Origin of the sequence: Fortiea contorta PCC 7126, assembly GCF_000332295.1 — a bacterium.
Lineage (GTDB): Bacteria > Cyanobacteriota > Cyanobacteriia > Cyanobacteriales > Nostocaceae > Fortiea > Fortiea contorta.
The window spans coordinates 3,116,236-3,131,680 of record NZ_KB235930.1 but is presented as its reverse complement, the minus strand read 5'-3'; the positions used below and the strand labels follow the sequence as shown (position 1 = coordinate 3,131,680).

The following is a 15,445-nucleotide window of genomic DNA, read 5'->3' as shown; positions in this document are numbered from 1 at the left end:
CTCCCACAGTGGAATTATTCAAAAAACTGTCTAGCACGGTAGCAGCTACATTCGCTTAATGACGATATCATCAATGTTTATTGCTGCTGGAACTGTGGCAATCTGCAGCAGGAGTTCGGCTATGGAGTATGGGTTCATGAAGTTTTCTGCCTGCTGCTGATGAGCTTGGTTATCAGGAGTTTGCCAAAAAGCTGTGTTCATCCCACCTGGACAAAACGAGGTAACACGAATACCAAAGGGCTTTGCTTCGGCTTTCAAGCTTTCTGTAAATCCAGCTTGTGCCCATTTGGAAGCAGTGTACCCACTTTCATTAGCTCGACCGACTTTGCTAGCGGTGGATAAGATATTGATAATCTGCCCACTACGGGCTTGTTTCATCCGTTTGAAAGCTGCTTGGGAACAGTACACAGTGCCTTTGACGTTGACTGCTAACATCTGCTCTAGGGCTTCATCTGTCAATTCTTCGACAGGGCCAAACAGACCAATTCCGGCATTGTTGATCAGAATATCTATTTTGCCGTAATATTCATCCACGCGCTGAAATAAGTTTAATACTTGTATTGGATCAGTAATATCAGCGGGAATGGCTTGAGCAGATCCCCCAGCGTCACGGATTTGCTGTGCGATCTGCTCAATTTCACTAGAACTGCGGGAAGCAGCGATGATGTGCGCTCCCTCTTTGCCAAACAGCAGTGCTGTAGCTCGACCAAGACCCCGACTAGCCCCGGTAATGATGACAACTTGATTTTTTAAACGCATTCAGTTTTTCTCCAGTTTCTCTTCTGCCTTGTCGTGACCACAATTTTTAACGCCTACCTAACTAATTTGCAGATGCACTTTCAGAGTTTCACCACGAGCAAAACGCTGCAATGCATCTGGAAACTCTGTTAAGGGGAAAGTATGACTAACCAAGGATTCCACATCAATTTTGTTATTTTCCAACCATTTAATAGCAGCTGAAAATGTGAGACATTGGGAGTAACTGCCGAGAATAGTCCAATCGTTGCGGAAAATATCGTGGGGACGCCATGTAATTGTGGCATTAGTAGCAGCAACACCAAACTGTAAATACTGCCCGCGAGGACGTAGATAGTTAAGAGCCTGCTCGATGACTGCGGGTACACCTGTAGCATCGACAACTATTGAGAAACCGTAAGGTACCAGTTCACGCAATGCGGCTGTTTGATTTTCGTCTGCAGCGATCGCTACGGCGCCAAGTTGGCTGGCTAATGCTCTGCGGTTGGCGTGTTTTTCAACGACGACAATCTTGGCTGCACCACTATTTTGTAATGCCTGTAGCAACAGTAGCCCAATCGGCCCAGCACCGAAGATTAATACTTCGTCTGCTGGATGTGTACGCAACCGATTGAGTCCATGAATCACGCAAGCCAGGGGTTCAATAAATGTCGCTTGTGCATCAGAAATTGTCTCTGGCAGCTTGTAACAAGCACGTACTGGTACAGTGACATATTCAGCAAAACCGCCATCTCTTGTTACTCCGATACCTTGCCAATTTAGACAATGATTAGCTTGTTGATTGCGACAGTAAAAACAATGACCACAGTACAAATCTGGATCAACAACCACGCGATCGCCTGGTTTTACATCAAGAACTTCTCGACCAACTTCTACAACGACACCCACAAATTCGTGTCCGGGAATCAAGGGAAAATTTGATAAATATTCATTACGCAAAATGTGGAGGTCAGTTCCACAAATTCCCGCCCGCTTTACTTGTACAATCACCTCACCAGGTTCGCATCTGGGATCGGCAACTTGTTCGACCACAACGGTTTCCGGTTGGGAAAAAACAACAGCTTTCATGAAAAATACTCCAAGATGTAGTTTTAAACAGGCGTTAGATCTTCAATTAACACTTGATCGCGGGGTACGCGAAAAACTTTGAAAGTTGACAATGTTCCCCCTGGTGTGGTGATTTCGCTCACTGCTTTCAATGTGCAAGTCAGAGCTTCTGGCGTGACTTCGACCAAGTTATAACCGTGAGTTGTAGAGTCGAAGTGCTGAATATGGGGATTACTCGCCGTGAGGGTTTCAGTCATCACTTCAACTGATGGAATTAGCTGTTGGGAACTGGAACTAATACTTTCTGCAAAGTTAGAAGAAGCGACTGAACCAACCAAAAACTCCACCCCTATCGGCTCTTCCAGAGAGTCATCAAAATTTACTTTCTGATACCCACCCACAAAAGTGTGAAAATCACCAGTAATCGTTACAAAGTTTTTCACTCCAGCTTCTTTGAGTGTCTGAAAAATGAAACTTCTCTCAGCCGGATAACCATCCCACTGATCAAAAGACGCAAATAAATCTGGGGTTGATTGCCCTAAAAACTTGCTGGTAAATTGCGATAAGTATTTGAGTTGCATAGTCATCACTTCATTCCCCCAAATTTTCCAGGTGGAAGAAGAATTGACAACTTGATCTAAAAACCACTGTCGTTGTGTATGTCCCAGCATGGTGCGCTGAGGATCATTCCGTTGCGGACAGTCTGGAATCATGTATCGTTTTTGTTGAAGATATCGCTGCTGCTCCTCCAGGTTGTCAGCAGGAGGCCCATCTCGATACAGGCGTTCATCGGTCATTACCAGTTCTAATAAGTTGCCAAATTTGAAGGCGCGATAGATTTGTACCGCATTCCATGACTCCTTGTCACCTGGGGAAGAAATGCTAGTGGGGATGTGCTCAATCCATGCTTGAGTTGCCCATTGACGCAGCTGTGATTTATTGAAGGGAACTTGATCTGGCGCATTTGTCTGGAAGCAATCCCCAGCAAACTCATGGTCATCCCAAGTGTTGATCAAAGCAAATCGTTCCCGCAGTTGTTGTAAATTGGGATCGCTGTTATAAGTCTGATACAGATATCTATAGTCTTCCAGGGTAGTAGCGAATGGTTGACCACTAGGTAAGCGGAGTTTACGGATGCCTCTTTGGAAACTGGGGTCTCCTACACTTTCGTAGATGTAATCGCCCAAAAATACCACAAAATCAATATCCTCTTCTGCCAAAAAGCGATGGACATTGTAGTAACCGTTAGTGTAATCCTGGCAGCTAATGTAAGCGAAGCGAATCCGGTTTACTTCATCTGTAGAAGCAGGTAACGTCTTAAACCGAGCTGTTCTGCTCGCTGTTCCTTGGTAAATAAATCGGTAGTAGTAGACAGTCGAGGGTTTGAGATGGGGGGAATCGACGACAGCTTTGAGGGTGTAATCCTTGGATGCATTTGTTTGAGAAACACCCCGAAGCACTATCGCCCCAAACTCACTATCTGTGGCAATCTCAAAACTTGCCTGGATCAAACCAAGTTCTGATGCAACTATACGAGTCCATAAAGTAATACCCTGCGACTGCGGTTCCCCAGAGGCCACACTCTGGGGAAAGATAGATGTGGCAGCATCAGTAGATTTGACAGTGAACAAGTCTTTGATTTGAGCTTCACTAATTTCTAACTGCTGCGAGAGTTTTTCATCCGGCCAGATCACAACACCCATGAAGAGTGAGTTCTTCAGAAATGTTCGTCTATCCATTTTGTTTATTTAACTAATACTTTTAATTAGCTGGACTAACATCTTGCTCTGTGATTTGTGCAACCTCTGGGCTGCGATTTTTGTCTGCGCCTTTACCAGTTTTGGCTAGATAAATACCTCCTATAATCACAGCAAAACCCACGAAGTTCAACAAGCTTAAACTCTCTGAAAAGAGTATCCAGGCAAGAATTGCTGCTATCACTGGATCAAGTAAAAACACTACCAACACGAATGTCGAAGAAAAGTTTTTGAGACTATATACTGTCAACCCATGACCTAGAGCTTCACAGACAATCGCTAGGGAAAAAACTATGATCCAACCTGACAAAGAAGTCGGGAAGAATTGATCTTCATATATCTGTACAAGTGGAAACGTCAACAAAGCCCCAACCAAGCAACGCCACATCAGTACAGTTTCTACTGAAAACCTACTTTGTAAATATTCTAAAATTAAATAAGTGGTTGCATATAATACTGCACACCCAAGAGCAGCAAAGTCACCAATAAGACCGTTATGAGATACGAGGAAATCATCAAATCCTAAAACTGACGCTCCTAATATCGCCAGAAGCATTCCTATGAGAAATTTCCGGTCAAAAAGCTGTTTGAATAATAGCCAAGCTCCCAATGTAGTAAATACCGGGCTTAAACCACCTAGCACGTTAGCATTAGCTACGCTTGTTTGAGTCAGCGACCAAGTCCATAGGAGGCGACCTAACATATAAGCCAAAGATGCACCTAGTAAGAGTGCATAGTCACGGACTTCTTTACGTTGCTGTGGTATTGCTGGTTCATTTGATAATTGAGTGCGTACTTGATAGAACCCACTCCACAATGCAAATACTACGGCGGCTATCCAGGAGCGATTGAATAGTGTCACATTTATACTCATTTCGCTCAGAGAAAATTTGACTAAAATTCCTGTTATGGATAGAGCGAATAAAGCTATAAGTAACAAGATAAATGGAATAACTTCTGCTTGTAGTTTTAGCTGTTTGATTTCGCTCTCTGGTACTTCTTGTTTATTAGTTGTCATTTAGATTTGGCTCATGATCAAGAGTGATTGACGAATAAGAAAACAAAGAGCGTAATTTTTAGTGTACGGTTAGTGATGCGATTTAGTAAGTGTCATCTTAGGTATAGTAACATTCAACGGTAAATATTTAAGCTTACAAAATTTTATGTAATTTAGATTACATTAATAAATAACACACAACAAAAAATTGAGGACGATTGTTAAGTTGAAAGAATTTCTAAAATCATCAATCAGAGAAAAAACAGCCAATTTAGGAAGTGACAGCAGACTCCAATTGTATAAACCTCGCCTCTGACAAAACCCTGAACTGTGTATTAAATTTACTTTACTGATGATAGATGCAGTTTGCCGAAGTCGTAGATATCTCTATGCTATAAAGTAGCCCAAGTTACTAACTATAGTTTAGCTTATACTTAATAAGTGGAAGCTTATACTAACTTGCCATCTTCTGTAATGAATCCTTCTGCTAATAACAACTCATCTAGACCATCAATCAAAATATTCAGTTGGTGGTTTAGGTCTATAGAAGAATTAGAAGCCGTAGCTATCTGTAAGTTTTGCAGGTCTTGTTCCAAATTTTGGGGATACTTTTGACAAAGCTGTTTCACATACTCTAGCAAGCGTTTTTCTCCTGGATGAGGAACATAATTTACCGCAAAAATAATATCGAAATAACTTGCCAATAAAGCAGTGATTCTATGGTTAATACTGATCCAGTCTTGACGTGCGACTGCTAATTCTATCTGATGACAGTAAGATGAAATATTTTTTCTGATAATAGGGTAGTTTTTGGCAATGATTGCTTTTCTTAATAGATTGGGGTAAGGTTGTTGAGCAATGGACAATAGATGCTCAAACCACCCTGTCCTGTCAAACAAGATTTGAGAATGCAAAACATTAAACCAAAAACAAGTTGTATATCCTATGCTGGGTTGATGTTTGACTAAAATTGAATTTAGCTGCTCTTCAATCCAGTTCGGGTTTCGATACATAATATCTACACTAAGTCCTGATTGTCTATCTATCCACTCGTCACCAGTTTCCCAAAACTGGTTATTAATTTCAAACCGAGAGGCAAATTGTTTAGCGATTGCGGTTCTAATTTCTACTGAAATTTCCTCTGAAATATAAATATAAAAATCTAAATCAGATAAATTATCAGCAACTGAGACAGTTTGAGAACCTGCTAAGACAACGGCTATCACTTGGGGTAAACTACTAAATTTAGCAGCTACTGTTTGAGCCAAAGTGCGAATTTCAAAAGTAGTAATATGGTTATTCTCAGCCGTTGTTGGATAATTTTCTGCTGACATAGTGCCTGCGTTTCCTGAAGTGGTAATAGTGACTTGACGTTATATTTAAAATTAGCGGCACCAAAATTATCTGCCACAATAGGGATTGTGCGCTCACGTATATGTAATTACACAATCCTTCTTTCATCTTCAACAAAGTGTTAAGATATACTCCTCCTCGCATACCAAGCTGCTCCCTGCAAAGCAGTGTATTGGTTGAGAATTACATACACAGGGATAGCTTGCAAAAATTCGCGCATTTTGTCTTTATTCACAAAGTTTTCCACAAACAAGGGTAATTGCAGATATTTAAGAATGTTGGGAGCCATGCCTCCACCCAGGTAGATACCGCCTGTGCTGAAGTACTTTACTGCAGCATTGCCGCATTCAGCCGCTAAAATTGATACAAATAACTCCAGTGCTTGCACGCATAACTGGCATTGACCACTCTGAGCTGCGTTATTAACGGCTGCGGCCTTGTCTCCAATCTGCATCTCTTGCTCTAACCACAACGGACTTGTACCCGAACCAGTATCGCGGAGGAAATCATAGATTTGTACTAAACCTTGTCCACCCAGAATCACTTCATAACTCACACGTTTGTACTTTTGTTGAGTGTATTGAATCAGTTGCCATTGCAGCTCATCAAAGGGCCCAAAGTCAGCATTTCCACCTTCCGTACCGAGTGCGTGGAATTGACCTTTTACCTCTATCAGGACAGCTTCACCCAGGCTAGTACCTACGGCGACGACAGCCCGATTACCCCCCGGTATCTTGCTGCCAGCATTCAATGTCACCAATTCATCATCGTGCAATGTTTCTAAGCCGTAAGCATTGGCTTCGGCATCGTTAAGTAAAGCAACGGGGCTATTAACTACTTGCGAAAGTTGACTGGCATCAACGATTTCCCAAGGTACATTCGTTAATTTACATTTACCCTCTCTTACTGGCCCAGGTATGCCAAAACAAGCTGTTTTAATAGGATATTTGTAGGTTTCAACGAATTTATACACTATATCTTTGAAGCTTTTATACTCTTGGCTTTTATAGATATGTTGTTCGACGACTTCAAAGTTGTCATTAAACACTGCCAAGCGGCTATTTGTTGCACCAATATCACCTGCGAGAATCATACTGTTTCCTATTTAGTGTTGCCACACTATATCATCAAAATATTCCTACGAAGAAATACGAAGGCTAACTGAAATGTTAGCCGTTAAATTTACCAACGGATAGTCTCTAGCAACTTGCGATGCAATTCTGCAGTTGATGCAGCGATACATGACTGTTGATTCTGATCACTGATATCCATCAACAGTGTGCTGTTCAGTGATTTGCCAAAAGCATCAGTGATAATCACCCCAGCTTTTTCTGCCAAAAACACGCTCGCGGCGATGTCATAGGGAAACAAATGCAGGATATAACCGTTACCCACTTTCTCAAAGGCAGGACGCAGTTCTGGATGGTCTTTGAGTAACCGATTACCAATATCAACGTAGGCGTCAAGCTGTCCCGTGATAATCCGGGAGATAGAGTAGGAGGCACTGTTAAACAAGAACACACCTCCTGTATTAGCTGAACTGTCAATAAGATGACCGTAAGCCTGAATCATCAGTGATGTTGGATGACCATTGAACTCAAACGACCAAAACATATTATTCAGGTCAGAGGTATGACTTAAGTTTGGTAATGGATAGGAATATCCTGCATAAATCAAGTCATCATGGTAGCGATCCCCATAGATATATGCTCCCGTCTTCAGTTCTTTTAATAGTGCATACTCGACATCGCCGATACATGCAAATTCTTTGAATTTAGCTACAGCAATGGAGATACAGCACATTTCCAAATTAGCTGCTGCCGGTCGAGTTCCATCTATGGGATCTACAATTAGAAGATAACTCGGATCAGAACCAAACTTTTGTAGACCTTTGTCTTCTGAATAAATTGCTATTGGTTCTCCTCTCTCAACTATAAATTTCTCAACGGCGCTCTCGGCGATTTCATCAACATCGAACTGTGCATCACCACCAGGGGAGTAGCCATGAATGTAGCGATTTTTTAATTTACCTTGACTCTGGGAAATCTGTTGCGAAACGTACTCAGCTAAACACAAGATATAATCTTTCATTGAACCTCTGTGAGAACTTTTTCCAGTTGATCGCACAACTGTTCAGACTCTTCTAATGTGATAATCAATGGCGGACGGATTTTGAAAACATTGCCATAACCATAGCGAGAAGTTCTAATAATTAAGCCGTGCTTCATAGCTACTTTGGCAATATAGTTAGTTAAATCCGTATTTGGATTACCCTCATCATCAGAAATCTCCACTCCAATCATTAACCCTACACCACGAATATCACTAATGAAGGTGTATTTTTCTTGCATTTGGCGGAGGCGCTCCATAATGTAGTTACCAACAGTTTCCACGTTTTTAAGGAATTGAGGTTGGCTGACTATATCAAGAGTCTTGGCTGCAGCTGCGGCTGCGAGAACGTTTGAACCGTAAGTAAAAGAATGGTGGTGTCCTTCAAGACCACCCAACCTTTCTTCAGTTAAAATAGCGGCAAACTGAAATCCTGTACCACCAAGTCCCTTAGCTGTAGTGATAATGTTAGGATGTACACCAAAGTACTCTGCTGCAAACATTTTGCCTGTTCTACCAATACCAGTCTGGATTTCATCGAAGATAAGAATAATCCCCTGTTCACGACAAAGTTTTTCAAGGGCTTGAAAATACCCTGGAGGTGGGACAATATTGCCACCATTACCAGAAATGGGTTCGACAACTATGCAGGCAACACTTCCAGAACTAGCATATTCTATAAAGTCATAGATTCGTTCTACACACAAAAAGTCACATGTCTTGGGTTTTTGTTTGTAAAAGCAGCGGTGACAATATGGATCTGGTACTTGAATACTTCCAGGAAATAAGTTAGGAAAAGGCTCTTTACGAAAAGCATTTCCTGACATACTTGTCATCATCATTGTTTGCCCTAAGTGGCTCCGAAATAATGTGATGACATCTCTTTTCCCTGTATAATGTTGAGCAATTTTAATTGCACCTTCATTGGCTGCCGAACCGCTAGAGACTTTGGGATGCACCAATGTCAGATTTTCGGGTGAAACTTCGACCAACTTTCTGACAACGGTGTTAATGGGATCAGTTTGAAATGTGGAAGTGACATGAACTAATTTTTCAGCTTGTTCTTGAACTGCTTGTAGAACTTCTGAATGACCGTACCCCAAAGATAAATTAAATGTTGCTGATGCACAGTCAATATATCGATTGCCTTCTGCATCATAAAGATATATACCTTTACCCTTGACCATCACTGTGTCACTGACATGGTGATAGATCAATTTATGAATATTTGGCTCTGAATTTATGATTTCGGAGAAGCTTACTTGAGATTCATTGACCAGTTCTGATTCTAGAATCGGTGTTTCTTGGAAAGAATGCATAAAGAACTATTACTTTTACTTAATGAGTTTATGCTTGACATCTGCTTAACAAAGAATCTGTTTTTTGTTCAATGATCTATATAAATCAATTGTTATTGAAAGCTCTCGATATGGAACATAAAAAACAAAAGTCTTTGCAGCGCTATTTCAAATTTGATTATACAAGTCTACTATTTATATGCAACTATCTTAATCCTATTTAAATATTATCCATAGAAGAAAAATAAATTCTTGACTAAACAAGGCTTTGAGACAAAAGGTTAAAAAATCAAGCTTTAAACCCAATTGCTGTATGAGGTTTAAATTTTGCCTGCGATTTTTCTTGTACCAGAGTGATCCCGGATAAGCTCATCTAATTTGGTATAATGTGAGCTTGACAAATAAAAAAAGATAAGAATAAGCACTAAATAAAAAACGCAATTGACAACTGAGCAAGATACAGTATAAAAACATCAATACTGTTGTTAAAACATGGTTAAGAGTTAGGTTGATGTCAGAGGCACTTAAAACTAAATCTGCCGATGCTCCAAAAAAATCTAGTAGACAGAGAAAGCCAACACAAATGGCAGACATCGACAGTGTTCAAGAGAGTCTAGTTGAGCCTTTTGCTCCTATCCAAAATCCCAGAATAAAGAAGTTAAAAAACATCAATTCACAGATATTTTCAGATTTCAGTGCGCTTATTTTGCCTGTATAACCAAAGAAATATTTCTATTTAATGGTAAAAAAAATTATATTAATATAAAATACGCCCAAAAAAATATGACTCAAATGCAGTGGTACAACGAACCTTTAATCTGGAATGAACAAGCAGAGTTTGTTGACGTTAAGGTAGGTACTAATACTGATTTTTGGCAAAAAACTCACTATAATTTTGTACGTGATAACGGCAACTTTTACTATCAGGAAATACAAGGTAATTTCACAGCTGAGGTCAAAATTATAGGACAGTATCAGGCTTTATATGACCAGGCTGGATTGATGATTAGGGAAAATGAAAATACTTGGCTCAAATGCGGAATTGAATATGTTGAAGGGGTTCAGAACGTAAGTGCTGTAGTGACGCGAGATTATTCAGATTGGTCAGTCGTTCCCCTATCACAACCACCAGTTGCTTTATGGCTGCGAGTACAGCGCTGCTCAGAAACAGTAGAGGTGCAATATTCTCTAGATGGTAATAATTATCAGATGCTGCGACTAGCATATCTTACCCATGGAGAAACAGTACAGGTAGGACTAATGTGCGCTTCCCCGCAAGGAGAAGGTTTTTCAGTTACCTTTGAAAGTTTCAAAATTATGCAACCATAGCAGCATTGCTAAATCTCTAATATTACGGTAGTGTAAAGGCGATCGCCCCAACACCCCAACACCCCACATCCTTTAATGACAATACTCCTGATAGACTAGCCTTTTTGACCTCACTCAGTACCGATTATGACCAAAAAGCTAGTATTTATCACCATCCACGGAATGGGAGTAATAGAGAGAGAATATTACAAAAATCTGCAACAATCACTCTTGAAACAGCTAGGTGAAAAAATTTGGAGTCAAGTTCATTTTGAGCCAATTTACTACCAAGCTGCTTTCCAACGTTACCAATATAGTGTTTGGGAAAAAATGCGGCAAAGTACTACTTTAGCTTGGCAAGACTTGCGAAAATTTATGCTATTTGGGTTTAGTGATGTCTCTACCTTAGAACATCGAGCTACATCTGATGGTAGTGTTTATAAAAAAATTGAAAAATTGATTATTTATTATTTAAAACTTGCTAGAAAAGAACTATTAAGCAACGACATCCCTATAGTTATAGTTGCCCATTCATTAGGATGTCAAGTCATTTCTAATTATCTTTGGGATGCTCAAAAAGATAAGGGAATTTGGCAGTTAGGGAATCTAGATTATCCTGAATTTCCACCAGAGCAAGAAGATTTTATCAAATTAAAATCTCTAAAATATTTATTTACTACTGGCTGTAATATTCCCTTATTTGTAGCTGGATTTGCGGATATTAAAGCTATTCCTAAACCCAATCCTGATTTCAAATGGCTAAATTATTATGACAAAGATGATGTTTTAGGCTGGCCATTAAAACCGTTGTCACCTTCTTATGATTTAGTAGTTGAGCAAGATATAGAAATTAATTCCGGAAATATTTGGCAATCATGGAATCCTCAAACCCATGATGGTTACTGGACTGATGAGGAATTTATCAAGCCATTATCTCAAGTTGTCCATTAAAGAATTATTTGTCAGTTTTAAAGAATTAGTGTCCAGTTACTTGATGTTTTGAGTCCAGTGCAAATAGAGAAATGCTCAATCACCTGTGATTCAGTTTTAAAGAATTAGTGTCACTTGCACTGACAACAGCGACAGTCAAGAAAGAGCAAGTGCTAGAAGAACGGTTTCATGATCCACATCATCAAGAGCGCAATTGGCTGTGTGACTTGAGAACTGCTATATAGGTAAATTATAGGTAATACCTGTAAAGATAGAAACAGTGTTAGAGCCTGGTGACAGTGCCTATAACAGTACCTAGACAAGAGATAAATATGAGCAACACTGGACGTAATAAACGACTAGCTTCATTCAACTGCGATGTAGAACTTTGGGAAAAGTTCACCCGCCAGTGTCGAGATAACAGTACAACAGCCACTGCCGTACTAATTGATTTTATCTCCCACTACGTAGATAATTCCTTAGACGAACTAGCTATGAGTTTAGAGAAGATAACAGCTCAAGGAAAAATAGATTGGGAACAGCTGATTAAACAACAGGTAGATAAGTATCTAGAACAACGTTTGCCCTCTTACCTAGATAAATATATAGCTGAGTTACAGCAAACAGGTAAAGAACACCAAATAAATCCTCAAAATCAAGAGTATTGGTTAGTCAAAGAACGAGCTAAATATTTAGGAATAGAAATAACTGACAATCAACTCATACATATCGAATTGTATGCCAATGACGCTTTTAAACAAAGGCATGGAACTTTACCTAAGAAAAAGCTATTTCGTAATATTGAGTCTTTCACTTATCCCCAAAGTGATGTTGATATTTTAGATGCAGCTATATTAAAAATAACGGGGATTGAAAGAGAAAACTGAAAAGACTTACTTACCTTTATGAAAGTGGGGTTACTGATGCACGCGCTAGAGACGAATGGTAATTTTTAACTAGTAAGATGCTCTATTAACAATTCTTATATGTGGGATTATTCAGCTAAATGGACATTCTGCTAGTAGGTTTACTACGAGTCAACAAAATGGATTTCAAAGATGAAACATTGAGAGCTAAGTCAGGCTTTTCTAGGGAAAAGATGGCAATCTTTCGTAGCATTTCATATAGAGTTTCAGCCTGTCCCCCTGACCTTTCATAAAGAATGTTTACGACGGCACTATCACTTGCGAGATTTAATGGTTGTTTCCATTCGCCTAGAACTTGAGACTCCCAACTTGATACGACTTCGGCTATTTCTTGCTTCTGGAATGAGCTAAATTCATGCCAATCTAAGAATGTATTGGCTACATCCGTGTATTTCTTACTTTGACGAGTGAGAATTTCGTGTAGATAAAGCGAACCTACAGGAATTACGGAAATTTTTAAGTGGCGAGCAATTTCAACAAGCTCGTTAAAAGATTGATAGCTGAGGTAATGTGCATTCCCAACGATTAGCACACTAACGTTGTAGTAACTGAGTGTCATCCAAGTACGATTTCTTAAAAGTTTTAATTGACATACTCCCGTAAAAGGATTACTCAGTTCTGACAAAATTGCTAGAAATAAATCTGTTGGAGAACCAGGCTGTTGAACTTGTGCATAAACAACAGGCATGGGAATTGTATGTAAACTTCCTCGTTTCCGCACATATCTCAGGCGATAAAATTGACAAGCTTTTCTCAAATCTGCACAACTAACTGCAACAACATAACCATTAGCTCTAGAGTCACGTTGCAAATCTAACCAGTTGAAAAGTTGTCGGTCTCGGATGAAAAGGTAATAGGTATCACTTTTTCTCAGACGCTCAATTAAAGATTCTATTTCTGGCGAATGTTTTGATAGCGCCCCCAGGTCAGTTTCCGGCTCTTGCTCTTCTAACAATTGTTGATAATTTAGTGATGATTGCGCCATAAAGACTACCAATTCTCTTCCATAATTTGGTTCCAGTCATAAGCAATGGTTGGAATCGGTTTAACGCATTGTTGTTTGGGTTCACTGACCAAGTTGAAAGCTGATTGTTCAGATAGTTCAGGAGCATCTGTTTCCCTTTCTAAAACAACAGCAGTCTCCTTTTCTTCAGGAAATAATTCAATAACTTTGCTTTGATTTAATTTGCGGTTAATCCGTTTTTGTTCTGAAGCTCGTCGTTGTTTAAGTGTCTTGATTTTCTCTTGAGCAAACTCATTTAAAGCTAGTCGCTCTGATAATATTGATGACTGGTCAATAGCTTTACCACCAGAGCGAATTTTTTGCTTTGTTGCCTTCCACTCTTTCAACGACAGTCGTTCTTCATCTAAATCTCTGGCTTTTACCGTACCTAGAAAAACAGATGCTTGATTGTTCTTCTCCACGCTATAAACTAGGAGAGTAACAATATTGCTGGGATTGTATCTGAGAGTGACTTGTTGTCCCTCAAATTTTTGTAGCCAAGTAGCACTATAGATTAAACACTCAAACTGTACACAGCCATACGCTTGCACACAGCGCGGTACTGTCTTCATTAAGCATATATCTAACGCACGTTCTTCTAGCAGCTGAGGTTGTTTGCCAATTAACCCTGCCCACCACCGTTGAATTCGTGTCTGATTCTTGACTCTTGGATAGAGATGTTGATTGTAGTGGTCAACAAAATATCGAGTTAATATTCTTTCAAATTCTTCGTAGGTGATGCAGGCATACTTTTCGGCATCTGATGGTCTTTTTTGGACATTGGAGCCTTTATAGCCTGGTAGCATTGACAAAACTTCCTTATTTGCCTTGTCAAACAGGCTTTCAATTAAACCTCCTTGCTGCGGATAAGCACGTAACCGTAGTTGAATGTTCAAATCCATTGCAATTTGTCGCAAATGCCCAGATTTAAATTCCTTAGCTCGGTCTGTGACAATATACTCAGGCAAACCCGCAAGCATCCACTCATGTTGTATTTGGTAATCAGGCGGATACTGCTTGGGCCTCATAGCATGACGCAGAGCTAGCGCTACTTCATGAGATCCTGCTGCCTCAAAGCCTAGATAGAACCCCATTGCACACCCGGAATAGCTATCGATGACAACAGTAATGTAGAGACTACCAGCTAGTTCCAAATTTTCATTTACTAATAAACTGTCTAAACGAGTATGGTCTATTTGCCAGACTTGATTACTACGCTCAACTACTAACTCTCCTGCTGTTGTCTTAATTACAATCCGAGAACCTTGCCCTGGATGCCGGACTTTTTTCTTTTCAACTAAGGGAGCTAGCACTTGATAAACAAAAACATGGCTTGGGTATTCACCCTCTTTCAACCCTAATTCTAATTCGGCATGTCCCTGAACCTGGTTATAAACTTGGTTGCGATTCATGCGACGGCTATTTTTATTGCCATCTTTATAGGTTTTTTCGATAAAATCTATCCAATACTCCACGCTCTGATGCCATTGCTTTTTCCCTCTGCGTTTCCCAGCATCTGAGCGTGTGGCTTTGGCTATTGCTGCTAATCCTTCTTTGTCAGCTTTAGACAACATGCGGGTAATGGTTCGTGGATGCTTCCCTAACTTTTGCGCCCACTGTTTGATACGTTCTTGTTTGCTATCACCAGAAGCAGTACGGATATCCTCTATTGCATCCATTTTTAAAAGAATCTCTGTTTTCGTTTGGGCATCCTCAATTTGCTCAATCAAGATTTTGCGGTCTTGTTGAGTGGACACCGTCAACTCCGTCCCTATGGGTGCCACCTCAAACAGATTGTTTTGTTCATCTTGTCTAGCTTTCTTTTCTAGCATTGATGCTTTTAAGTATTACAAACGTGCTACTTGCGCCCGAAAAGGCATTTAATTATTTAAGCTTAGTCGAGCCACTTTTTCAAGAAAAGGCATTTAATTATTTAAAAGTCTTCAAGATATATAAAAGCG

At 39.9% G+C, this 15,445-nt stretch carries 14 protein-coding genes; 4 read left to right on the top strand and 10 right to left on the bottom strand.

The window, feature by feature from the left end:
- Positions 1-45: 45 nt before the first annotated feature.
- The 8 genes from MIC7126_RS27635 to MIC7126_RS0114395 all read right to left on the bottom strand — a co-directional run bounded on the left by MIC7126_RS27635 (position 46) and on the right by MIC7126_RS0114395 (position 9,338).
- Positions 46-759: an SDR family oxidoreductase gene (locus MIC7126_RS27635; RefSeq protein WP_017653862.1), complete on the bottom strand. Its 714-nt coding sequence runs from the start codon at positions 757-759 to the stop codon at positions 46-48.
- A gap of 57 nt (positions 760-816) precedes the next feature.
- Entirely contained in the window at positions 817-1,824 is a 1,008-nt protein-coding gene (locus MIC7126_RS0114425; protein ID WP_017653861.1) for a zinc-dependent alcohol dehydrogenase family protein, read from the bottom strand.
- Positions 1,825-1,847: 23 nt separating this feature from the next.
- A complete protein-coding gene (locus MIC7126_RS0114420) occupies positions 1,848-3,506 on the bottom strand; it encodes an alkaline phosphatase D family protein (protein ID WP_017653860.1) in 1,659 nt (552 codons plus the stop codon).
- A 58-nt stretch (positions 3,507-3,564) separates the two neighbouring features.
- Positions 3,565-4,578 carry a DMT family transporter gene (locus tag MIC7126_RS0114415; protein WP_017653859.1) on the bottom strand — a complete coding sequence of 338 codons (1,014 nt, stop codon included), beginning with the start codon at positions 4,576-4,578 and terminating at the stop codon, positions 3,565-3,567.
- Positions 4,579-5,006: 428 nt separating this feature from the next.
- A complete protein-coding gene (locus MIC7126_RS0114410; RefSeq protein ID WP_017653858.1) occupies positions 5,007-5,891 on the bottom strand; it encodes a DUF4037 domain-containing protein in 885 nt (294 codons plus the stop codon).
- A 140-nt stretch (positions 5,892-6,031) separates the two neighbouring features.
- The gene (gene glk, locus MIC7126_RS0114405) at positions 6,032-7,003 is read right to left on the bottom strand and encodes a glucokinase (RefSeq protein ID WP_017653857.1); all 972 of its coding nucleotides are present in this window, start codon (positions 7,001-7,003) and stop codon (positions 6,032-6,034) included.
- 89 nt (positions 7,004-7,092) lie between these two features.
- A complete protein-coding gene (locus MIC7126_RS0114400) occupies positions 7,093-8,001 on the bottom strand; it encodes an inositol monophosphatase family protein (RefSeq protein ID WP_017653856.1) in 909 nt (302 codons plus the stop codon).
- Positions 7,998-9,338 (bottom strand): aspartate aminotransferase family protein, encoded by a 1,341-nt coding sequence (locus MIC7126_RS0114395; RefSeq protein ID WP_017653855.1) that lies wholly within the window; start codon positions 9,336-9,338, stop codon positions 7,998-8,000. Before MIC7126_RS0114395 ends, MIC7126_RS0114400 begins: the two co-directional genes overlap by 4 nt.
- A 490-nt stretch (positions 9,339-9,828) precedes the next feature.
- Between MIC7126_RS0114395 and MIC7126_RS30480 the strand changes: the two genes are divergently transcribed.
- The 4 genes from MIC7126_RS30480 to MIC7126_RS0114375 all read left to right on the top strand — a co-directional run bounded on the left by MIC7126_RS30480 (position 9,829) and on the right by MIC7126_RS0114375 (position 12,442).
- Positions 9,829-10,035: a hypothetical protein gene (locus MIC7126_RS30480; protein ID WP_017653854.1), complete on the top strand. Its 207-nt coding sequence runs from the start codon at positions 9,829-9,831 to the stop codon at positions 10,033-10,035.
- Positions 10,036-10,100: 65 nt separating this feature from the next.
- Positions 10,101-10,646, top strand: a complete 546-nt coding sequence (locus tag MIC7126_RS0114385) for a DUF1349 domain-containing protein (RefSeq protein WP_017653853.1) — start codon at positions 10,101-10,103, stop codon at positions 10,644-10,646.
- 126 nt (positions 10,647-10,772) lie between these two features.
- Complete coding sequence (locus MIC7126_RS0114380) at positions 10,773-11,576, top strand: hypothetical protein (protein ID WP_017653852.1); 804 nt, start codon at positions 10,773-10,775, stop codon at positions 11,574-11,576.
- A gap of 311 nt (positions 11,577-11,887) precedes the next feature.
- Entirely contained in the window at positions 11,888-12,442 is a 555-nt protein-coding gene (locus MIC7126_RS0114375; RefSeq protein WP_017653103.1) for a hypothetical protein, read from the top strand.
- Between the two features lie 115 nt (positions 12,443-12,557).
- On the opposite strand, the gene MIC7126_RS0114370 is transcribed toward MIC7126_RS0114375, so the two are convergent.
- Together MIC7126_RS0114370 and MIC7126_RS0114365 are read right to left on the bottom strand one after the other, a co-directional pair.
- The gene (locus MIC7126_RS0114370) at positions 12,558-13,466 is read right to left on the bottom strand and encodes an ATP-binding protein (protein ID WP_017653104.1); all 909 of its coding nucleotides are present in this window, start codon (positions 13,464-13,466) and stop codon (positions 12,558-12,560) included.
- 5 nt (positions 13,467-13,471) lie between these two features.
- Entirely contained in the window at positions 13,472-15,316 is a 1,845-nt protein-coding gene (locus MIC7126_RS0114365; RefSeq protein WP_017653851.1) for a Mu transposase C-terminal domain-containing protein, read from the bottom strand.
- Between the last annotated feature and the right edge of the window lie 129 nt (positions 15,317-15,445).

Bases quoted from the DNA above. Each gene is read 5' to 3' on its own strand.
- MIC7126_RS0114375 (WP_017653103.1), top strand. From the start codon at position 11,888: ATGAGCAACACTGGACGTAATAAACGACTAGCTTCATTCAACTGCGAT.
- MIC7126_RS0114370 (WP_017653104.1), bottom strand. From the start codon at position 13,466: ATGGCGCAATCATCACTAAATTATCAACAATTGTTAGAAGAGCAAGAG.
- MIC7126_RS0114425 (WP_017653861.1), bottom strand. From the start codon at position 1,824: ATGAAAGCTGTTGTTTTTTCCCAACCGGAAACCGTTGTGGTCGAACAA.
- MIC7126_RS0114400 (WP_017653856.1), bottom strand. From the start codon at position 8,001: ATGAAAGATTATATCTTGTGTTTAGCTGAGTACGTTTCGCAACAGATT.
- MIC7126_RS0114410 (WP_017653858.1), bottom strand. From the start codon at position 5,891: ATGTCAGCAGAAAATTATCCAACAACGGCTGAGAATAACCATATTACT.
- MIC7126_RS0114395 (WP_017653855.1), bottom strand. From the start codon at position 9,338: ATGCATTCTTTCCAAGAAACACCGATTCTAGAATCAGAACTGGTCAAT.
- MIC7126_RS30480 (WP_017653854.1), top strand. From the start codon at position 9,829: ATGTCAGAGGCACTTAAAACTAAATCTGCCGATGCTCCAAAAAAATCT.
- MIC7126_RS0114365 (WP_017653851.1), bottom strand. From the start codon at position 15,316: ATGCTAGAAAAGAAAGCTAGACAAGATGAACAAAACAATCTGTTTGAG.
- MIC7126_RS27635 (WP_017653862.1), bottom strand. From the start codon at position 759: ATGCGTTTAAAAAATCAAGTTGTCATCATTACCGGGGCTAGTCGGGGT.
- MIC7126_RS0114385 (WP_017653853.1), top strand. From the start codon at position 10,101: ATGACTCAAATGCAGTGGTACAACGAACCTTTAATCTGGAATGAACAA.
- MIC7126_RS0114420 (WP_017653860.1), bottom strand. From the start codon at position 3,506: ATGGGTGTTGTGATCTGGCCGGATGAAAAACTCTCGCAGCAGTTAGAA.
- MIC7126_RS0114380 (WP_017653852.1), top strand. From the start codon at position 10,773: ATGACCAAAAAGCTAGTATTTATCACCATCCACGGAATGGGAGTAATA.
- glk (WP_017653857.1), bottom strand. From the start codon at position 7,003: ATGATTCTCGCAGGTGATATTGGTGCAACAAATAGCCGCTTGGCAGTG.
- MIC7126_RS0114415 (WP_017653859.1), bottom strand. From the start codon at position 4,578: ATGACAACTAATAAACAAGAAGTACCAGAGAGCGAAATCAAACAGCTA.